This is a genomic window from Albidovulum sediminicola (genome assembly GCF_025751575.1).
GTDB lineage: Bacteria > Pseudomonadota > Alphaproteobacteria > Rhodobacterales > Rhodobacteraceae > Albidovulum > Albidovulum sediminicola.
This window is the reverse complement of sequence record NZ_JAOWLA010000022.1, coordinates 19,419-36,690: the sequence shown is the minus strand read 5'-3', so window position 1 is coordinate 36,690 and position 17,272 is coordinate 19,419. Positions and strand designations below refer to the sequence as shown.

Here is a 17,272-nt window from a genome sequence, read left to right as displayed (position 1 = left end):
AAGGCCAAAACCATCGAGAAGCGCCGCTTGCTGCATCGCCAGACCGCAGCATAAACTGAAACCCAAACGAGCCAGGCCCTCCGTTCCAGATCAGCCACTCGTGTCCCAAATCTTCTGACGACGGACATCTGCCACATGCCGGCTCAAGGCAGGTCAGACGGGAAAGATTAGGGTCGCGGATCACGTGCTGCAACAGCGCGCGGGTTGCCCACGGTGGCGTTGGGAAGTCATCGGGGCTGTCTTTTGGTTCATGGCGTTGCGCCATGACGGCGTGGGATATGTTCTGCATTACTCCTATTAGCCAGTCGAGTGCGAGATGTGAATCCACTTTCTCCATCACCTTCAGGAAGGCCGAAGGCTCTTGCTGACCCATCGTTACCCGACGAAAAGCACGTTAGCGCAACTAGTGAAAACTCGCCTGATAGGACGTCGCGGTCAGAGAGACATGCGCGTCCAGCGGCGGATGCAATTCGAACGCCTTCGGCTCGCGCGCGAAGTTCCAGAGCCGGAACAGGGACCATTCCGAGCGCCGCTCCTCGGCCACGGCCAGCTCGTTGCGGCTGATGTGGAAAGGGGTACGCTCCCAGCCATTCGTCGTCTTCACCTCGATCAGGCGCGGACGGCCGTCCGGCGCGAAGCTGGCGATATCGTAGCCGGCGCCATCGCCATCCTCCTCCGACACCCACCTGACCTTGCGCGCAAGATCGTCGCGGCCCGCTGATTTCAGGGCTGCACGTTCGTGCGCCAGCACGCGTTCCTCACCGGCCCGGCCGAGGGCGCGGTTTCGCTCGTCTCGCGCTGCGACATCGAATTTGCGGGCGATGTGCAGCATCTGCTCCAGCTCCTGCGGCGGCGGTTGGTTCGACAACGTGGGCGGCGGCCCGATCCAGATCGGGCGTGCCTCCGCGAGGCCAGTCGGCGCTCCGGTACCCGAATGGCGACCGAGCCATGCCGGGTTCAGCGCCAGCCATCGCGCCACGGCGTCCACCAGTGTCATCTGGAAATTGAAGGCAGGCTTGTAGCCCGGGATCCAGTCCTCACCCAGCCCCTTCAGCACGGCGCTGATGTTCTGGTGCTTGAACTCGACTGATCCCTCGGACCGATCATTCAACAGCGGCAGAAGCCCGCGCCGGTGCTCGGCCTTGTTGTAGGGGCGACCACAGACGTCGTCGGCCAGCATCGCGAAGTAATCCGCGACGATCAGGTCGTTCTCTTTATCGGTCCAGGCCCCGTTTGACATCACGCCAGGCTAAGGGCGGAAACTGCGTTTGTCATCAGAGACTTCGCGCAAGACTCCCAAGACATACCAACGACCACGCCGCCCGTGTCGCGTCTCCGTCTGCATCGAAACAAGCCGGAACCAGCAAAACACGGGCGCAGTGCGATCCCGTGAGTTCACTGAAACATATGGGAATTTTGAAACCGTCTCGCCCAGAGCGCGGGGCGGGTGGAAAGAGACGGTGGGCGTTCAGAGACCGATCTCGCGAAGGCGGCCAGTCTCCGAAGGGCGGATGGTTCCTGCAAACCCCTTTGGCACATAAAGAAAAAGGCCCCGTCAGGGACCTCATCTCGGGTTTGCAATGTGCAAGTGGCGGAGTGGAAGGGATTCGAACCCTCGAGACGGTTTCCCGTCTGCACCCTTAGCAGGGGTGTGCCTTCGACCACTCGGCCACCACTCCGCCTGTCGCTCTATCAGGGGGCGATGGAGGGGACAAGGGCAAAGTCGCGCTGCTGCAATCCGCGCCGGCGCGGCGGGGAATGCACGAGGCGCCAGCGGACTGTGCGAGGCCCCCTGGGCTCTATAACGGTCGGGTGGGCTAGGGCCGAGCGGGTGCGCGTCGGTTGGCGATCGTGGGGCGTCCGGGCAGGGAAAGGGCATGGTCGCCGCGTGGTGTGCGGGCGATGACCTTGCCCTTCGCGATCACGGCCAGCCGGGCGGGACGCAGGCGCAGCGCCTCGGTCGGGTTTCCGGCGTCGAGGACGACCAACGAGGCCGCCGCGCCCGGCCGGAGGCCATACCCCTCCAGGTTCATGACCTTTGCGTTGCCCTCCGTCACCATCTCGAAGCATCGCGCCATCTCGGCCGGGTGGGTCATCTGGGCGACATGCAGGCCCATGAAGGCCACGTCCAGCATGTCCGCCGTTCCGAGCGAGTACCACGGGTCCAGCACGCAGTCCTGTCCCCAGCCAACGGTGATGCCCTGTGCCAGCATCTCCTTCACCCGTGTCAGGCCGCGGCGCTTGGGGAAAGTATCGTGGCGGCCCTGAAGGGTGATGTTTATCAGGGGGTTGGGGATCGCACACATCCCGCTTTCCGCAATCAGCGGCAGCAATTTCGAGACATAGTAGTTGTCCATCGAATGCATCGAAGTCAGGTGGCTGCCCGCGGCGCGGGCGCCAAGGCCGTGGCGCGTCACCTCTGCGGCCAGCGTTTCGACATGGCGGCTCATCGGGTCGTCGGTTTCGTCGCAGTGCAGATCCAACATCAGTCCGCGTTCGGCGGCGATGCGGGCAGTGTCGCGCACGCTTTCGCGCCCGTCCTCCATGGTGCGTTCGAAATGCGGGATGCCGCCCACGACATCGACGCCCATGTCGAGCGCGCGGATCAGGTTCTCGCGCCCTGTTGCGGTCCGGTAGAGCCCGTCCTGCGGGAAGGCCACCAGTTGCAGGTCGATGTAGTCGCGGACGCGGGCCTTGACCTCCAGCATCGCGGTGACGCCGCGCAGGTGGTCGGGGGTTGTGTCCACATGAGTGCGGATCGCCAGAAGGCCCATGCCCGCGGCCCAGTCGCAATAGGCCAGCGCGCGCGCGACCATCTCCTCGACCGTGGCGGTCTCGCGCAACTCGCCCCAAAGCGCGATGCCTTCCAGCAGTGTGCCCGACGCGTTGACGCGCGGCAGCCCGTAGGAAAGCGTCGCGTCCATGTGGAAATGCGGGTCCACGAAGGGAGGGGAGACGAGGTCGCCCGTGGCGTCGATCACCTCGCGGGCCGCGGCGCTCTCCAACCGCTCGACCGCCGCGATGCGGTCGCCCTGGATGCCGATATCGGCCTGGCGGCCGTCGGGCAGGGTGCCGCCCTTCACGATCAGATCGAACATCAGCGTTCTCCCTTGTTGTAGGGCACCATCAGGGCCGCCGGGACCTCGGCGCGCCGCGACATCAGGATCAGCGCCAAGATCGAGAGCACGAAGGGCATCATCAGAAAGACCTGGTAGGGCACATGCGCCCCGATCGGCGTCTGTTGCAGGCGGATCTGGAGCGCGTCGAAGGCGGCGAAAAGGATTGCGCCCAGAAGCGACTTCCAGGGCTTCCAGGCGCCGAAGACGACCAGCGCGATGCAGATCCAGCCGCGTCCGTTCACCATCTCGAAGAAGAAGGAATTGAAGGCGGACATGGTCAGGAAGGCGCCGCCCACCGCCATCAGCCCCGACCCCGCCATCACCGCCCCCAGCCGGAGGCCCGTGACCGAAAGCCCCTGCGCCTCGACCGAGGCGGGGTTTTCGCCCACCGCGCGCAGGGCAAGGCCAAGGGGCGTGCGGTAAAGGACGAAGGCCACCGCTGCCACCGTCGCAAAAGCGAGGTAGGTCAACGGTGTCTGGACGAAAAGGGCAGGGCCGAGCAGCGGGATTTCGGACAGGACCGGCACCGGCCATTCCGCAAAGGCCTCGATCCGGGGTGGGGAGGTGACCTCGGGCAGGGCGAGGCGATAGGTGAAATAGGTCATCGAGGTCGCAAGCAGCGTCACCCCAAGCCCCACCACATGCTGCGACAGGCCGAAGGGCACCGTCAGCGTCCCGTGCAGCAGCCCGAAGGCCATTCCGACCAGCAGCGCCATGAGGACACCGGCGGGCAGGGGCATTCCGGCATAGACCGCGAACCAGCCGGTGAAGGCGCCCGCGATCATGATCCCCTCGATCCCGAGGTTCAGGACCCCCGCGCGTTCGCAGATCAGCTCTCCCATCGTGGCAAAGATCAGCGGGCTCGCGATACGGATTGCCGCCGCCCAAAAGGTTGCCGACAGGAGGATGTCGAAGATCTCCATCATCCCCTCCGGACCCTGACGCGCGCTAGGAGAAGCGCCAACACCATGAACAGAAGCGCGGCCGCCATCAGTGCGTCGGCGATGTAGCTGGGCACGCCGATGGCCCGGCTCATCGAGTCCGCCCCCACGAAGACGCCCGCGACGAAGAGGGCGGAAACGACGACCCCGAGCGGGTTGAGAAGCGCCAGCATGGCGACGATGATGCCCGTGTAGCCGAAGCCGGGGCTCAGATCGAGCGTCAGGCTGCCTTTCAGCCCCGCGACCTCCGACCAGCCGGCAAGGGCGGCGAGCCCGCCCGACAGAAGCGCCGTCTTGATCATGATGCGCCCGACCGGCAGCCCCGCGAAGCGCGCGGCGACCGGGTTCAGGCCGACGGCGCGCATCTCATAGCCGAGCGTGGTGCGCGTCTGGACGACCCAGACACCCACCGCCGCGATCAGCGCCAGAAGGAAGCCCCAGTGGAGCCTTAGCCCCTCCAGAATCCGGGGCAGGCGCGCCTCGGGGATCAGCTTGGCGGACTTCGGCCAGCCCATGCCGGCGGGGTCCTTCATCGGCCCTTCCAGCAGGTAGGACACGAAAAGCAGCATGATGAAGTTGAATAGCAGCGTCGTCACGACCTCATCCACGCCGAAGCGCAGCTTCAGCGTGGCGGGCCCAAGCAGAACCAGCGCCCCGAACGCCGCCGCGGCGAGCGCCACCACCGGAAGAAGGAGCGGCCCAGGCAGCGCCAGCGTTCCCGTGCCCAGCAACACGGTCACGACGGCACCGGCGTAAAGCTGCGCCTCGGCCCCGATGTTCCAAAGCTTCGCGCGAAAGGCGACGGCGACCGCGAGGCCGGTAAAGATCAGCGGTGTCGCGCGGTTCAGCGTCTCCAGCAGCGCGAATTTCGAACCCGCGGCGCCCTTGATCATCAGGCCGAGGACCGCCAGCGGCTCGGCGCCCGCCACCAGCGCCAGCGTCATCGCGAAGATCACCGTGGCGGCGAGCGCCGCCGCAGGATAGCCGAAGGTGCGGCCAAGACCCGGATCGGCGATCGGTTCAAGCCGCATGATCCGCCCCCCCGCCTTCGGCCCCCTCGAACCCGTGGCCGGCCATCCAGACGCCTAGCCCCGCAGGCGTCATCGCGCCCCGGGGGAAGGCAGGCGAAAGCCGGCCCTCGGAAATCACATGGATCACGTCCGAAAGCGCCATGACCTCGTCGAGATCTTCCGAGATCAACAGGACCGCCGCGCCCTCGTCGCGCGCGCCCAGCAGGCGCTGGTGAACATAGGTAACCGCCCCGATGTCGAGGCCCCTGACCGGCTGGTTCGCGAGGATGATCCTTGGCCCCCGTTCCAGCACCCGGCCCAGGATCAGCTTCTGCATGTTGCCCCCCGACAAGAGCCGGATGCGCGTGGCGGGGCCCGGGCAGCGCACGTCATAGGTGGCGATGATGTCGCGCGCGAACCCTTCCGCCGCGCGCCAGTTCATCCAACCCTTGCGGCTGAACTTCGCGTCCCCGTAGCTTTCGAGGATCGCGTTTTCAGTCAGGGAGAAGTCCGCGATGGTGCCTGTCTTGTGGCGGTCCTCCGGGATCCGCGCCACGCCGCCGTCGATGGCACGACGCGGCGACCAGCCCTCGACCGGGGCGCCCGCCATCTCCATCTCGCCGGCCTCTGGCACCTCCAGCCCGCCGATCAGCGCGGCAAGGGCGGCCTGACCGTTGCCCGATACGCCGGCAAGCCCGGTGATCTGCCCCGCGCGCAACTCAAGCGTAATATCCCTCAGGCCGATCGCGTTGCCGAGCGCCGGGGTCGAAACGCCCTTCAGGGCCATGAGCACCGGGCCCGGCGCGTGGGCGCGGACCTCAAGCGGTGCCACCTCCGTGCCCACCATCATCGTCGCCAACTGGTGGCGGTCGGTCGCCTCGGTGGCCACCTCGCCCACGAGCTTGCCGTGGCGCAGGACCAGCACGCGCGAGGAAATCGCCATCACCTCATGCAGCTTGTGGCTGATGAAGATCACCGACATGCCGCGCGCGACCGCCTTGCGAAGCGTTGCGAAAAGATCCTCCGCCTCCTGTGGGGTCAGCACCGCCGTCGGTTCGTCCAGGATAAGGATGCGCGCGTCCCGGTAAAGCGCCTTGAGGATCTCGACCCTCTGGCGTTCGCCAACGGTCAGGCTGCCAACGCGGGCGTCTGGATGGACCGAGAGCCCGTAGTCGCGCGACAGCGCCTCGACCCGTGAACGCGCCGCCGCGCGGCCCCGGCCAAGACGCCAGAGCGGTTCGGTCCCCAGAACGATATTCTCCATCACGCTGAGGTTGTCGGCCAGCGTGAAGTGCTGATGCACCATGCCGACGCCCGCCGCCAGCGCCGCGCGCGGATTTCCCGGGGGCAGGGGGCTGCCGAACAGCTCCACCCGGCCTTCATCGGCCGAATAATGGCCGAAAAGGATGTTCATCAGCGTCGTTTTGCCGGCGCCGTTTTCGCCCAGAAGCGCGATCACCTCGCCCTCGTGCAGGTCGAAGGTGATCGCGTCGTTGGCAACCAGCGGCCCGAAGCGCTTGGTGATGCCGTCCAGGCGCAGGACAACCCGCGCCTGCGCCTGCGGGCCCATCAGCCGGCGGTCGGTTCGTTGTCGTCGATCGCGACGGTGAAGCTGCCATCCTTGATCGCCGCCTCACGCTCGGCCACCAGGGCCATCGCGGCCTCGGGTACCTTGCCCTCGAAGGTGCCAAGTGGGGCAAGCGAGCAGCCGCCTTCCTTCATCTGCGAATAGACGCCGTAGTTGTCGGCGGCGAAGCTGCCGTCGATCACCCGCGCCAGCGCCGCGTCAAAGGTCGGCTCGAAATGCCAAAGCGCGGAGGCGACGACCGTGCCGGGATAATCGGCCTGCGTGTCGATTACGTTGCCCACCGCCAGCACGCCACGTTCCTGGGCCGCGTCCGAAACGCCGAAGCGTTCGGCATACATCACGTCGGCGCCCGCATCGATCATGGCAAAGGCGGTTTCCTTGGCCTTCGGGGGATCGAACCACGACCCGATGAAGCTGATCTGGAACTTCGCGTCGGCGCGGGTCTCGCGCACGCCGGCCATGAAGGCGTTCATGAGCCGGTTGACCTCGGGGATCGGGAAGCCGCCGACCATGCCGATATTGCCGCTTTGCGACATCGCGCCCGCGATGATCCCCGACAGGTAGGAGGCGTCCTGAATGTAGTTGTCGAAGACGGCAAGGTTCGGGTAGGCCGGATCGGGCATGAAGCTCGATCCCATGAGGAAGGCCACCTCCGGGTAGTCGCCCACGACCTCACGCGCCTCGTCCTCGACGCCGAAGATCTCGCCCACGATCAGCTTGGCGCCGCCCTCGGCATATTCCCGCATGACGCGCGCGTAATCCGTGTTCGCGGTGTTCTCCGAATAGGTGTAGGTGACCGCGCCCGCGTCTTGCTGGGCGGTCGCGGCCTTGTGGATACGGCTGACCCACTGCTGTTCAACCGGAACGGTGTAGATACCGGCGACGCTGACCGGATCGGCGGCCAGAAGCCGCGCGGGCAACCCGATCAGACCCGTCGCGGTCAGCGCGCCCCCGGCCTTCAATACCTTGCGGCGCGACAAGGCCGCGCTTGTGCCCTTGTGGTGAAACATGGCTTTTCCCTGTTGGTTGATATTTTTTACTATCTGGTCAAGATTTGCCGATTCGGGCAAGTCCTTTGGCGACGCGACCAGAATAGGCGGGGCTCAGCGCGCGCCAAGGGGGACGAAAGAAGGCCGTTTCATAAGGTCTATGGCGATGCTACGAGATTGCTCGGCGCGCAGCCTCGGCCCGGAAATGGCGGCAGGATCACGCGCGAGGCGGCTGCGGTTCTGCTGCGACGCCCATGCTTCATGTTGGTACGTTCTCTCATTAATGGACTGAAACTTGCCTCATATTTACGAATATCCTTGAATGAATGGTATTTTTTCGAGAAAAAATACCTAGTGGCGGCGCGGTAATGCTTGCGCGGCCGTCGGAGGCGAGGCCCAGGTCGAATGGAGTTGAACGCGACGCCGAGTCGTAACGGTCGCCCCCGCGCAAGCCATCGAGAGCTTGCGCAAAGGATCCTGGACCATGTCCGCGAACGTGGGCTGGGGCCGGGCGCGCGGTTGCCGGAACAGGCGCTGGCACGGGCCTGCAAGGTATCCCGCACGCCTGTGCGCGCCGCGCTCGATCTTCTGGTCGATCAGGGGTTTGCCCAGCACGAGGCCGCTTCGGGCTACCGCCTTTCGCCTGATTTCCTGCCCACGTCGCCGCTCGCCGGGCCTCCCCCGGGGGCGAGCGACGCGGATCTCGCGGGGCGCATCCTGCGCGACCGGGCGGCGCGGCGCCTTGATGACTCCGTATCGGTGGGTGCGCTGATGCGGCGCTACGGCTGCGCGCGATCCGCCGTGACCAAGGCGGTGGCCCGGCTGGCCGAAGATGGTCTGCTGGTCCGTGCGCCGGGGCAGGCTTGGGTTTTCACGTCTCTCCCGCATGCCCCCGCGTCGCAGGCCGATAGTCATGAGTTCCGCCTGCTGCTGGAGCCGCAGGCGCTTTCCGCCCCGGGGTTCCGGCTGGACCCGGACCGGGCCGCCGGATCGCGCGCGGCGATGACAGCCTTCCTGAACCGCCCTGATGAAGGGCTGGACCCGAAGGATTTTCAGGCGCTGGATACCGAGTTCCATGGGCTGATAGCGCGCGGCGCGGCCAACCGTTTTGTCGCAGAGACCCTGGCGCAACACTTGAGGATGCACGAACTTCCCGGCGCCACGCGGTGGGTAAACCCTGTGCGGCAGCGCCAGGCAATGCTCGAACATATTGGAATTCTTGATCAAATGGAGGCAGGCCGCTTCGACGTGGCGGCCGATCTGCTGCGCGTTCATCTGCGGCTGTCGCAAGATAGCCGACCGCGGGCGGCCAGCCGGGGCGCCCCACCGCTCCCCAAGCCGGGCATGGCTGGGGGGAGCGATGGCTGATGCGCCCGTCATCGCCTTCTTCCCGGAGGCCGGATTTGGCGCGGCGCTGACCTGTGTCGGCATCGCAAACGCCCTGAGGACGCGCGGCGCCCGGCCGGTCTTCATCTGCCCTCCGGGGTTCAACGGCATCTTCGCCGATTACGGCTTTCAGGAGTACTGCCTGCCCCTTGGCGCGCCGCTGCCCGCGGATGAGGACTGGCGCGCGTTCGGCCGCCGCCATTTGCCGCATCTCAATCTGTCGCCCATCGACCAGATCGAAACCTATGTCGCCCCCACCTGGGAGGCGATCGTGGAGACGGCGATCGGGGCGGAGGCTCCTTTGGCGGCCCTTCTGACGCGGCTGCGACCCGATACGGTGGTGCTCGACAACGTAGTGATGTTCCCCGCGATTGCGCGGGCGGGCTGCCCTTGGGTGCGGATCGTCTCGGGTGCCGAAACCGAGATCCCGGACGACGCGATCCCGCCCCATTGCTCGGGCCTTGCGACCGGCGACCGGGAAGGGCGCGCGGCCTTTATTTCGAGATATCTCAAGGCCATAGCGCCCGCGCATGGCCGGTATAGCCGTTTCCGCGCCGCCGCGGGCCTTGCCCCGCTGCCGCCAGGGCAGTTCCTGGAGACGTCGCCGGATCTGAACTTGCTTCTGACGCCCTCGGTCCTGCGCCACGACCGCGCCCGGCCGCTCGATCCCGGGCGTTTCACCCATCTTGAGGGGGCGGTGCGGCACGAGGGGCCCTTCGACCTGCCTAGCTTCGGCAACCGGCAGGGACCATTGATCTATGTCTCCTTCGGGAGCCTCGGCGCCCTGGATGTCGCGCTAATGCAGCGAATGATCGCGGTTTTCGGCAAGATGCGCGCGCGTTTTATCGTTCATGTGGGCGCGTGGCGCGACGCTTATCGAGGCGTGCCTGACAACGTGCATCTGGATGGCTGGTATCCCCAGCCCTCGGTCCTGGCGATGGCGGACCTCTTCATCCATCACGGGGGAAACAGCGGTCTATGCGAGGCGCTCTACCACGGGGTGCCGTCGCTGATCCTGCCTCATGGCTGGGACGGGCACGACAACGCGACGCGGGCGGTCGAAACCGGCACCGGGCGAAAGCTCCACCGGGCGGACTGGACCGAGGAGATGTTGATCACGACCATCCGGGAGATGTTCGGCGACCGGGCAATGCGCGAACGCCTGGCGTCGAATGCCACAGTGATGCAGGCGCGTTCGGGTGCCGATCTGGCCGCCGACCGCATTCTGGCACTTGCCTCCGGGCCGAGGCCGAGCGGAGGGTAGGGCGTTGCGCCTGCTGGACCGGGGCGAGGCTGGTGGATTGTCAGGGGCGCGGGAAAAGGAAACGGGCGGCCTTGGCCGCCCGTTCTGATATCTTGCCGTAAGCCTCGGGTGCTTTCGATCAGGCCCCTTCTTCGGCGGGCGGGGTCTCCGCTTCGCCCTCGGCGGCCGACGCGTCCGGTGCGGGCTCTTCGGGGGTGATATCCACGTCCCACTTTGCGCCCATCTCGTCGAACAGCTGTTCTAACTCGTCAGTGCCCAGAGGCTTGTTCGACTCTTCTACGATGCGCGCCTTGGACTCATCGAGGAACTGGTCGTAGGCTTCCTGAAGCTCAAGGTCGCTGCGCGTGCCGTCAATCGCAGCTTGGGTCGCACCCTCGGTTTCTTCGTCGTTCGGGCAGCCGTCACCTTCACAACCAATTCCCTCTTCGGTCACCGACCAAGAGGCGTCTACACCGGCCTTCGCAGCCGCGTCGTTCAGGGCATCGACGACCTCGTCATCGCTGACCTCGATGCCGTCGGTGCTGACCATGCCTTCCAGCGCCGCCATCTCCTCCGGCGAGAGTTCAACGCCGCTGGCCGCCTTCGCGGCGAGATTGAGCTGTGCCAGCGCGCCGATCGTGCCGTTGAAGTTCCCGTTGGCGATATGGGCCGCGAGCGCCTGCGGGCTGGCATTCATGGCATTCCACTTGCCCTTCTGGCTGGGCGTCAGCGTGCCGTCTTCGGTCGCTGCGGCCTTGGCCGACTTGCCCTTCGCCGACGAGGATTTGCCTTTACTGCTCTTCTCGCCGCCCTTGCCGTTGTTTCCGCCGTTGCCGTTGCCGCCGCCATTCCCATTGCCGCCGCCGTTTTCCGACTTGGCGAGGGCCGCGCCGTCCCAGCCGTCGCCCGTGAAGGGGCCAAAGCCTGGGGCTGCCGTCAAAACCAGGGCCAGCGCGCAGCACGAAAGAAGGGCCGTCAGCCTGGAGCCTTGCTTGCGTTCAGATCTATCCATCGTTCGGTTCCTTGCTCGTTAGGCGCGATCCAGCCGCGCTTGGATGGTGTTCAACGATTCTAGATACAAGATACCCCCATCGCGAGCATTTCCGGGGCAATATCTGGGCCTAAAAAAGGCGACAGGCGATAAGTTGCGCGACAATTACCTGGGTCTGATCATATTGTTGCCGAGGTTGCGTGATTGTTGTGGGAGGGCCGATAAAGTTAGGCAAAAGCTTGCCGAAGCCGCGGAGCAGCAGGTGCCGCGAGGCGCTACTTTGGCGGAGCGTTCGGGGTTGGTATGCAATCAGGGCGGGTGGCCTGCGATCTCGGCGCCCTTGCCGGGGCCGTTCGTGCAAGCGGCGACGCGTTATGATTCGTGCCCTCGCCTGACGGAGCAGGTTGTTCGATTGATCGGCGCGGGAGAGAGGGATTTTTTGGCGATCCCGGGAGGACTCGAACCCCCGACCCGCTGCTTAGAAGGCAGCTGCTCTATCCAGCTGAGCTACGGGACCGTGTTTTCCTTTTGCGCCAGACCGCGCCGTCACGCAAGCCGAAGCGTCATGAAGACGCTGCTCGGGTCTTCGCAATAGCCTTCGAACGGTGGACATTGCTGGAACCCCGCGCGGGCGTAAAGCGCGCGCGCCGGGGCGAAGGCGGGTTGCGATCCGGTTTCCAGGCTGAGCCGGGTGAAACCTGCCCTGCGGGCCGCCTCAAGCAGATGGGCCAGCATCGCCTGGGCCAGTCCGCGCCCGCGCGTCTCTGCGAGGATATGCATCGACTTGATTTCCGCGTGGTCGTCCGAAAGCCGCTTGAGGGCGCCCATTCCCAGCGGGCGGCCATCCGGCTCTCGCATCACGAAGAAGTCGATCCCCGGCACGGCAAGGGCGGTGGCGTCCAGCATATGGATGCTTTCGGGGGGCGTGTCGGCGTGCATGGCCGCCGTGTGCCGCGCCATCAGGAGAGACAGGTCGGGCGAAAGCGGGCTTTCGCGCCGGATCGCGATCGGGGCGGGTGGCGTTGGGGCCGACGGGTTGGTTTCGTACATGTTATTATGGGCTTGCATCAGGGTTCTTGGCAGGCTGGGCGCGTGTCAGGTCCGGCCTGGGCACCAGTTATATCTGCAAAGACGACCGGGGCAACGCCGCCTTTCATTCGAGGTCGAAGACCGGAACGAAGCTTGCAGGCGCGAAGGATTCCGTCGCCCGCGCCGCGCTCGCGGAACCTGCCCGGACAAGCGCGATGCCGGGGCCGGCGTGCGCAAACGCGAGCTGCCCTTCCACGGCCCGCACCGCCATCTCGATCGAGAGCCGCCCTTGGAACACTGGAAAGTCCGTCGGCGCGGCGATGATCTTGCCGCGCTGCAGCCCCCGCATCACCGCATGTGTCATGTAGTCCGAGACGATGCGAATGCGCCCCTCAAGCCCGCGGGCCCGCAGGATCGACACCGCGGCTTCGGCGGTCGGCGCGCTGCCGACGATGTAATCGATGTCCGGATGCGCCTCGAGAGCGGTCTCGACAAGCCGGACCTGGATTTCGAGGCCGGTGTCGCCGTAGGCGGTATCGACGATTTCGGCGGAACTGCCGCGCAGCGCCGCGCGGAAGCCCGCATCGACGAAACGCACCCAGCCCGCCCCGTCGGGTCCCGGAAACCAGGCGACGCGGACCGGATCGCTTCCCGCGGGATGTGCCTCGGCCACGACGCGGCCCGCCGCCGCGCCCATGTCAAACCAGGATACGCCGATTTTCGCGGTGATGCCGCGGTCGGCGATGTCGTTGACGCTGGCGATCACCGGGATCGTCTGGGCGATACGCTCCAGAACGTCGCTCAGGCCTTCGAAGGACACCGTGCCGACGATCAGCCCGTCGGCACCCTGGGCCACGCAGTCTTCGATCTGTTCCTTCTGACGGTCGAGGTTGGGGTAGCCGCCCGCCTCGACCAGATGGAACGTCACGCCAAGGCGGCGGGCCTCCTCCACCATGCCGTAGTTCACGGACAGCCAGTAAGCGTCCTTCAGATGGGGATAGGCCACGCAAAAGCGCCAGGCCTGCGCGGCATGTTCCAGCGGCGTGTAATCCGCGATATGCGCCGGCCGGGAAAAGTCGAAGGGCGGGTCCCGATATTCGATCTGCCAATTTTCGGCACCGGCCAGCAGGGGCCAAGGCAGCAGAAGGGCGAGAAGGAACCTGAGCATGTTTTTTCCACCATTGGGCGCAAAGCTGTATAGCATCACGGCCATGCAAGCACCAAGCGCACCGTTGGATCGCGGCGAAGGGGGAAGGGCGTGAGGGTCACGAGCCTGGGCAGGCGTCTTTTGCTCGCCTTCCTGGCGATCGCCGGGCTGCCGGCGCTGACCGGCGCCCTTGGCTGGTTCGAGTTGCGCGATGTCGCCGAGGGCCAGTCGGAGGTTTTCGAAAGCACCATCCCCGCCCTGGCCGAAATGCAGCGCTTTGCGGTGGAAAGCGCGCGGATCGTCGCCGTCGCGCCGGAACTGGCCGCCGTGACCGTGGAGGACGACCGCCGGGACCGTGCCGCCTATCTGCACGGCCAGGTCGAGGCGCTGAAGCAGCGGCTGGAACGCTATGTCGAGGCGAATGGCGCGGGCACCGGCGACCTGGCCCGCGCGATCGATGGGGTTCAGGGCAACATCGCCGTTCTCGACGAACTGGTGCGCAACCGGATCGCGCTGTCGGCGCATCGCGATCTTGGGTTGCAAGAGGCGTTGGCGGCGACGACGCAGCTTCTGGACATGGCCGACACGCTGGTCGCCAACGCGCAGATGGGGACCTCGGCCGTCATTTCCAACCTTTATGAGCTTGATGGGGCCGGCACGGTGCGCGACGAGCGGCTGGATACGCTGGACAAGCTGATCGAGGTGGACCTGTTCCAACTGGGGCTGATGTTCGAGCTTCGGTCGCTGACGGCGGAGGTGGGGCTCAGCCTGAACCAGATCCCCGGCATTGCCGACCACGAAGGACTGGCGGAGATGCGCGACCGGGTGCAGGTGCAAACCGACATCATGCAGCGCCGGATCGCGGCCATCCGGGACCCCGGTCGCGCGGAACAGGCGCAGACGCTTCTTGCCACCATCCGGAAGCTGACCGTCACCGGGCATCCGCAGGACAGCATCATTGCCGCGTCCGACGCCATCCTCGATCTGCGAAAGCGCATCGCCGCGGGGCAGGCCGACATCCGCCTGTCGACCGCGACGCTGGGGCTGGCAGCCGAGGTCCTGGCGCGCCGGTCCCAGCAAGGCGCGGTCAGCGCCATGTTCGAGGTCATGACCGCCATGCGCAACATGCAGCAGCGCAACACCTGGGCCAGCGGTCTGGCGCTGATCATGTCGGTGGCAATCCTGTGGTTCTATATCCGGGGCAACATCTCTCGCCGGATCGACCTTCTGTCGGCGCAAATGGCGAAACTGGCGGCGGGGCGGCTCGACCGGGCCGTGGTGCCGACGGGGCGCGACGAGATCGCGGGAATGGAACGCGCGGTCGAGATTTTCCGCAAGCAGGCCATCGCGAACCGGGAACTCGAAGCGGCCCGCCGCCGAAACGAGGAGGAGCTGCGCCGCCACCGGAGCGAATTGCAAGCGCTGGTGGCCGAACAGACCGACAAGCTGCGCGGAGAGGTCGCCGCCCATGCAGAGGCGCGCGCCAAGGCCGAAACGGCCGATCGCTCGAAATCCGAGTTCCTGGCGATGATGAGCCACGAGATCCGCACCCCTATGAACGGCCTGCTGGGGATGCTGCGCAATCTGCGGCTTGATGGGCTGGACAAGACGCAGCGTTCCCAACTGGGCGCCGCGCGATCCTCTGGCGAAAGCTTGCTGACGATCCTGAATGACATCCTCGACTATTCGAAGTTCCAGTCCGGCGAGATCGTCGAGGATATCTCGACCTTCTCGGTCGGAGAGATGCTGCGCGGCATCGTCGGCGTGCTTCGCCCCAGCGCGCAGGAAAAGGGCATTGCCCTTTGGCTCGATGTCGCCGGGGACGTGCCGGATATCCTGAGGGGCGATGCCGGAAAGCTGCGGCAGATCCTCTTCAACCTGGCCTCCAACGCCCTGAAATTCACGCAGGAGGGGGAGATCGTGCTTCGCCTGCGCCAGGTTGGCACGCAGGGTGCGCGCGTTCGCCTTGCCTTTGAGGTGTCCGATACCGGCAAGGGTATCGCACCCGACGCCCGCCAGCGTATCTTCGATGCGTTTGAGCAGGAAGACAGCCAGACCGCGCGCCAGTATGGCGGCACGGGTCTGGGGCTCGCCATCAGCCGGAAGTTCGCCGATGTGATCGGGGGCCAGCTCAGCGTCGAAAGCACGCCGAATGTGGGGTCGATCTTTACCCTTCGCGTGGCGTTTCCCATCGGGGACGCACAGGACCTGGAAGTCGCCGCCCAGGATTGGCGGCCCGCCGCCGCCGAACACGCGCTTCGCGCGCTGGTGGTGGAGGATCATCAGATCAACCAGATGGTGGCGCAAAGCTATCTTGAGCGGATGGGCCATACCGCCGAATGCGTCGCAAGCGGCGAAGAGGCGCTGGAGCGCCTTCGCGAAGGCCGGTTCGATCTGGTGCTGATGGATGTGAACCTGCCCGGCATCAGCGGGGTTGAGGCGACACGGCGGATCCGCTCCTCTGACGAGCCCGGCTTGCGCGACATCCCGGTGATCGGGATCTCGGCCCATGTGCAGCGCGACCAGATCGACGCGCATCTCGCGGCGGGGATGACCTGTTTCGTGGCAAAGCCCGTTTCGCCCGAACGGCTGGCTGCGGCCATCGCCTCCGTCGCCGAGGGGCAGGGGCCGAGCGTGTTCCTCTCGCCGCGCGACGGTGACTGGCAACCGTCCGATGAAGGTGCCGGGCCGCTGGCAAGCGCGGTGTCGGACCTGGGCGGCGCGCGGGCACTTGCGGTGGCCGAGTTGTTTCTCGATACGCTGGAAGTCGATCTTGAACGTCTGCGGGTGGCGGTGGGGGCGCGGGACCTTGACCGCGTGGTAGCACTTGCCCACCGGATGAAGGGCGCGGCGGGCAATTTCGAGCTGCCGGACCTCGTCGCATGCCTTCAGCAGATCGAGACGCAGGCGCGGGACGGCGAGGGCGCCACGCTCGGCGATGAACTCGAGCGGCTGGAACCGCTCGCCGCCGGGGCAGCGGCGGCCCTGGCGGCGGCCTCCGCCGGCCTCGGGCCGCAGGGGGCTACTGGAGCCGTCCGGTAAAGATGTAGCCTTCGCCGTGCGAGGTGGTGATGATCTGCGGCGCGCCGGGATCGTCCTCCAGCTTCTTGCGCAGGCGCCGCACCAATACGTCCACCGTGCGCGGCTCGGGGCTGTCCTGACGATGGGTGACGCAGGCGACCAGCTTTTCGCGGCTCTGCACCTCCGCCGGATGGCGCAGGAGCTGGGCCAGAACCTCGTATTCCGCCCGGGTCAGGCGGACGGGTTCGCCATCGGATCGGGTCAGTTGCCGCTTGTTCACGTCGAAGGTGAAGCCCTCGAACCGGAAAACGGTTCGCCGAAGGTGGCGCAGCGCGGTCGTGCGGCGCAGGATATTCTTGATGCGCGCCAGCAACTCCCGGCGGTTGAAGGGTTTGCAGACGTAATCGTCGGCGCCCATTTCCAGCCCGACGATCCGGTCGACATCGTCGGTGCGCCCGCTGATCAGGATAATGCCGATCTCTGAAAGGGCGCGCTGTTCGCGCGTGATCTGAAGCCCGTCCTTGCCCTCAAGGTTCACGTCGATCAGCAGCAGGTCCGCCGGATCGCGCGCCAGGATCTCCTCGGCGCGGGGCGCGCTGGCGGCCCCGGTCACGCGGTAGCCGTTCGAGTCGAGATAGCTCGTCAGGGTCGCCCGCGTGACCGGCTCATCCTCGATGATGACGATATGAGGGGGGGCGATTCCGCGCATGGCATCCCTTGAGCATCCCTTGATTTGCCCGCTTGTTAACAAATTTTAACATAATGGACCAGCCCGTTCATGTTCTTGGGCTTACCTGTTCACATTGCG

14 protein-coding genes and 2 tRNA genes are annotated in these 17,272 nt (G+C 66.1%); 3 read left to right on the top strand and 13 right to left on the bottom strand.

All coding sequences use genetic code 11. The features are described from left to right. The 8 genes from OE647_RS18140 to OE647_RS18105 form a co-directional block, all read right to left on the bottom strand. Window positions 1-373, bottom strand: a 373-nt coding sequence (locus OE647_RS18140) for a hypothetical protein (protein ID WP_263723171.1), incomplete at its 3' end; no start/stop codon positions are given. A 30-nt stretch (window positions 374-403) separates the two neighbouring features. Beyond that, a complete protein-coding gene (locus tag OE647_RS18135; RefSeq protein ID WP_263723170.1) occupies window positions 404-1,240 on the bottom strand; it encodes a protein NO VEIN domain-containing protein in 837 nt (278 codons plus the stop codon). A 349-nt stretch (window positions 1,241-1,589) separates the two neighbouring features. Then, window positions 1,590-1,679, bottom strand: a tRNA-Ser gene (locus OE647_RS18130). Window positions 1,680-1,817: 138 nt separating this feature from the next. Beyond that, entirely contained in the window at window positions 1,818-3,098 is a 1,281-nt protein-coding gene (locus tag OE647_RS18125) for an amidohydrolase family protein (protein ID WP_263723169.1), read from the bottom strand. Continuing rightward, entirely contained in the window at window positions 3,098-4,042 is a 945-nt protein-coding gene (locus tag OE647_RS18120) for an ABC transporter permease (protein ID WP_263723168.1), read from the bottom strand. The genes OE647_RS18125 and OE647_RS18120 overlap by 1 nt, the downstream gene beginning before the upstream one ends. Beyond that, window positions 4,042-5,091, bottom strand: coding sequence for an ABC transporter permease (locus OE647_RS18115; protein ID WP_263723167.1), 1,050 nt, complete (start codon window positions 5,089-5,091; stop codon window positions 4,042-4,044). Before OE647_RS18115 ends, OE647_RS18120 begins: the two co-directional genes overlap by 1 nt. Then, window positions 5,081-6,640: an ABC transporter ATP-binding protein gene (locus OE647_RS18110; RefSeq protein ID WP_263723166.1), complete on the bottom strand. Its 1,560-nt coding sequence runs from the start codon at window positions 6,638-6,640 to the stop codon at window positions 5,081-5,083. The genes OE647_RS18115 and OE647_RS18110 overlap by 11 nt, the downstream gene beginning before the upstream one ends. After that, complete coding sequence (locus OE647_RS18105; protein ID WP_263723165.1) at window positions 6,640-7,668, bottom strand: BMP family protein; 1,029 nt, start codon at window positions 7,666-7,668, stop codon at window positions 6,640-6,642. The genes OE647_RS18110 and OE647_RS18105 overlap by 1 nt, the downstream gene beginning before the upstream one ends. Window positions 7,669-8,052: 384 nt before the next feature. Here OE647_RS18105 and OE647_RS18100 point away from each other — a divergent pair, with 384 nt between their 5' ends. Both OE647_RS18100 and OE647_RS18095 read left to right on the top strand, forming a co-directional pair. Next, window positions 8,053-9,015, top strand: coding sequence for a GntR family transcriptional regulator (locus OE647_RS18100; protein WP_263723164.1), 963 nt, complete (start codon window positions 8,053-8,055; stop codon window positions 9,013-9,015). Beyond that, window positions 9,008-10,297, top strand: coding sequence for a glycosyltransferase (locus OE647_RS18095; protein WP_263723163.1), 1,290 nt, complete (start codon window positions 9,008-9,010; stop codon window positions 10,295-10,297). Before OE647_RS18100 ends, OE647_RS18095 begins: the two co-directional genes overlap by 8 nt. A 118-nt stretch (window positions 10,298-10,415) precedes the next feature. Here OE647_RS18095 and OE647_RS18090 read toward each other — a convergent pair whose 3' ends face one another. The 4 genes from OE647_RS18090 to torT all read right to left on the bottom strand — a co-directional run bounded on the left by OE647_RS18090 (window position 10,416) and on the right by torT (window position 13,464). After that, complete coding sequence (locus OE647_RS18090) at window positions 10,416-11,288, bottom strand: hypothetical protein (RefSeq protein ID WP_263723162.1); 873 nt, start codon at window positions 11,286-11,288, stop codon at window positions 10,416-10,418. A gap of 419 nt (window positions 11,289-11,707) precedes the next feature. Then, a tRNA-Arg gene (locus OE647_RS18085) sits at window positions 11,708-11,784 on the bottom strand. 29 nt (window positions 11,785-11,813) lie between these two features. Then, the gene (locus OE647_RS18080; protein ID WP_412174977.1) at window positions 11,814-12,335 is read right to left on the bottom strand and encodes a GNAT family N-acetyltransferase; all 522 of its coding nucleotides are present in this window, start codon (window positions 12,333-12,335) and stop codon (window positions 11,814-11,816) included. Between the two features lie 85 nt (window positions 12,336-12,420). After that, a complete protein-coding gene (gene torT / locus OE647_RS18075; protein WP_263723161.1) occupies window positions 12,421-13,464 on the bottom strand; it encodes a TMAO reductase system periplasmic protein TorT in 1,044 nt (347 codons plus the stop codon). A gap of 90 nt (window positions 13,465-13,554) precedes the next feature. Here torT and OE647_RS18070 point away from each other — a divergent pair, with 90 nt between their 5' ends. Then, window positions 13,555-16,485, top strand: a complete 2,931-nt coding sequence (locus tag OE647_RS18070; RefSeq protein WP_263723160.1) for an ATP-binding protein — start codon at window positions 13,555-13,557, stop codon at window positions 16,483-16,485. On the opposite strand, the gene OE647_RS18065 is transcribed toward OE647_RS18070, so the two are convergent. Continuing rightward, complete coding sequence (locus tag OE647_RS18065) at window positions 16,466-17,173, bottom strand: response regulator (RefSeq protein ID WP_263723159.1); 708 nt, start codon at window positions 17,171-17,173, stop codon at window positions 16,466-16,468. The two genes, OE647_RS18070 and OE647_RS18065, sit on opposite strands and share 20 nt — an antisense overlap. Between the last annotated feature and the right edge of the window lie 99 nt (window positions 17,174-17,272).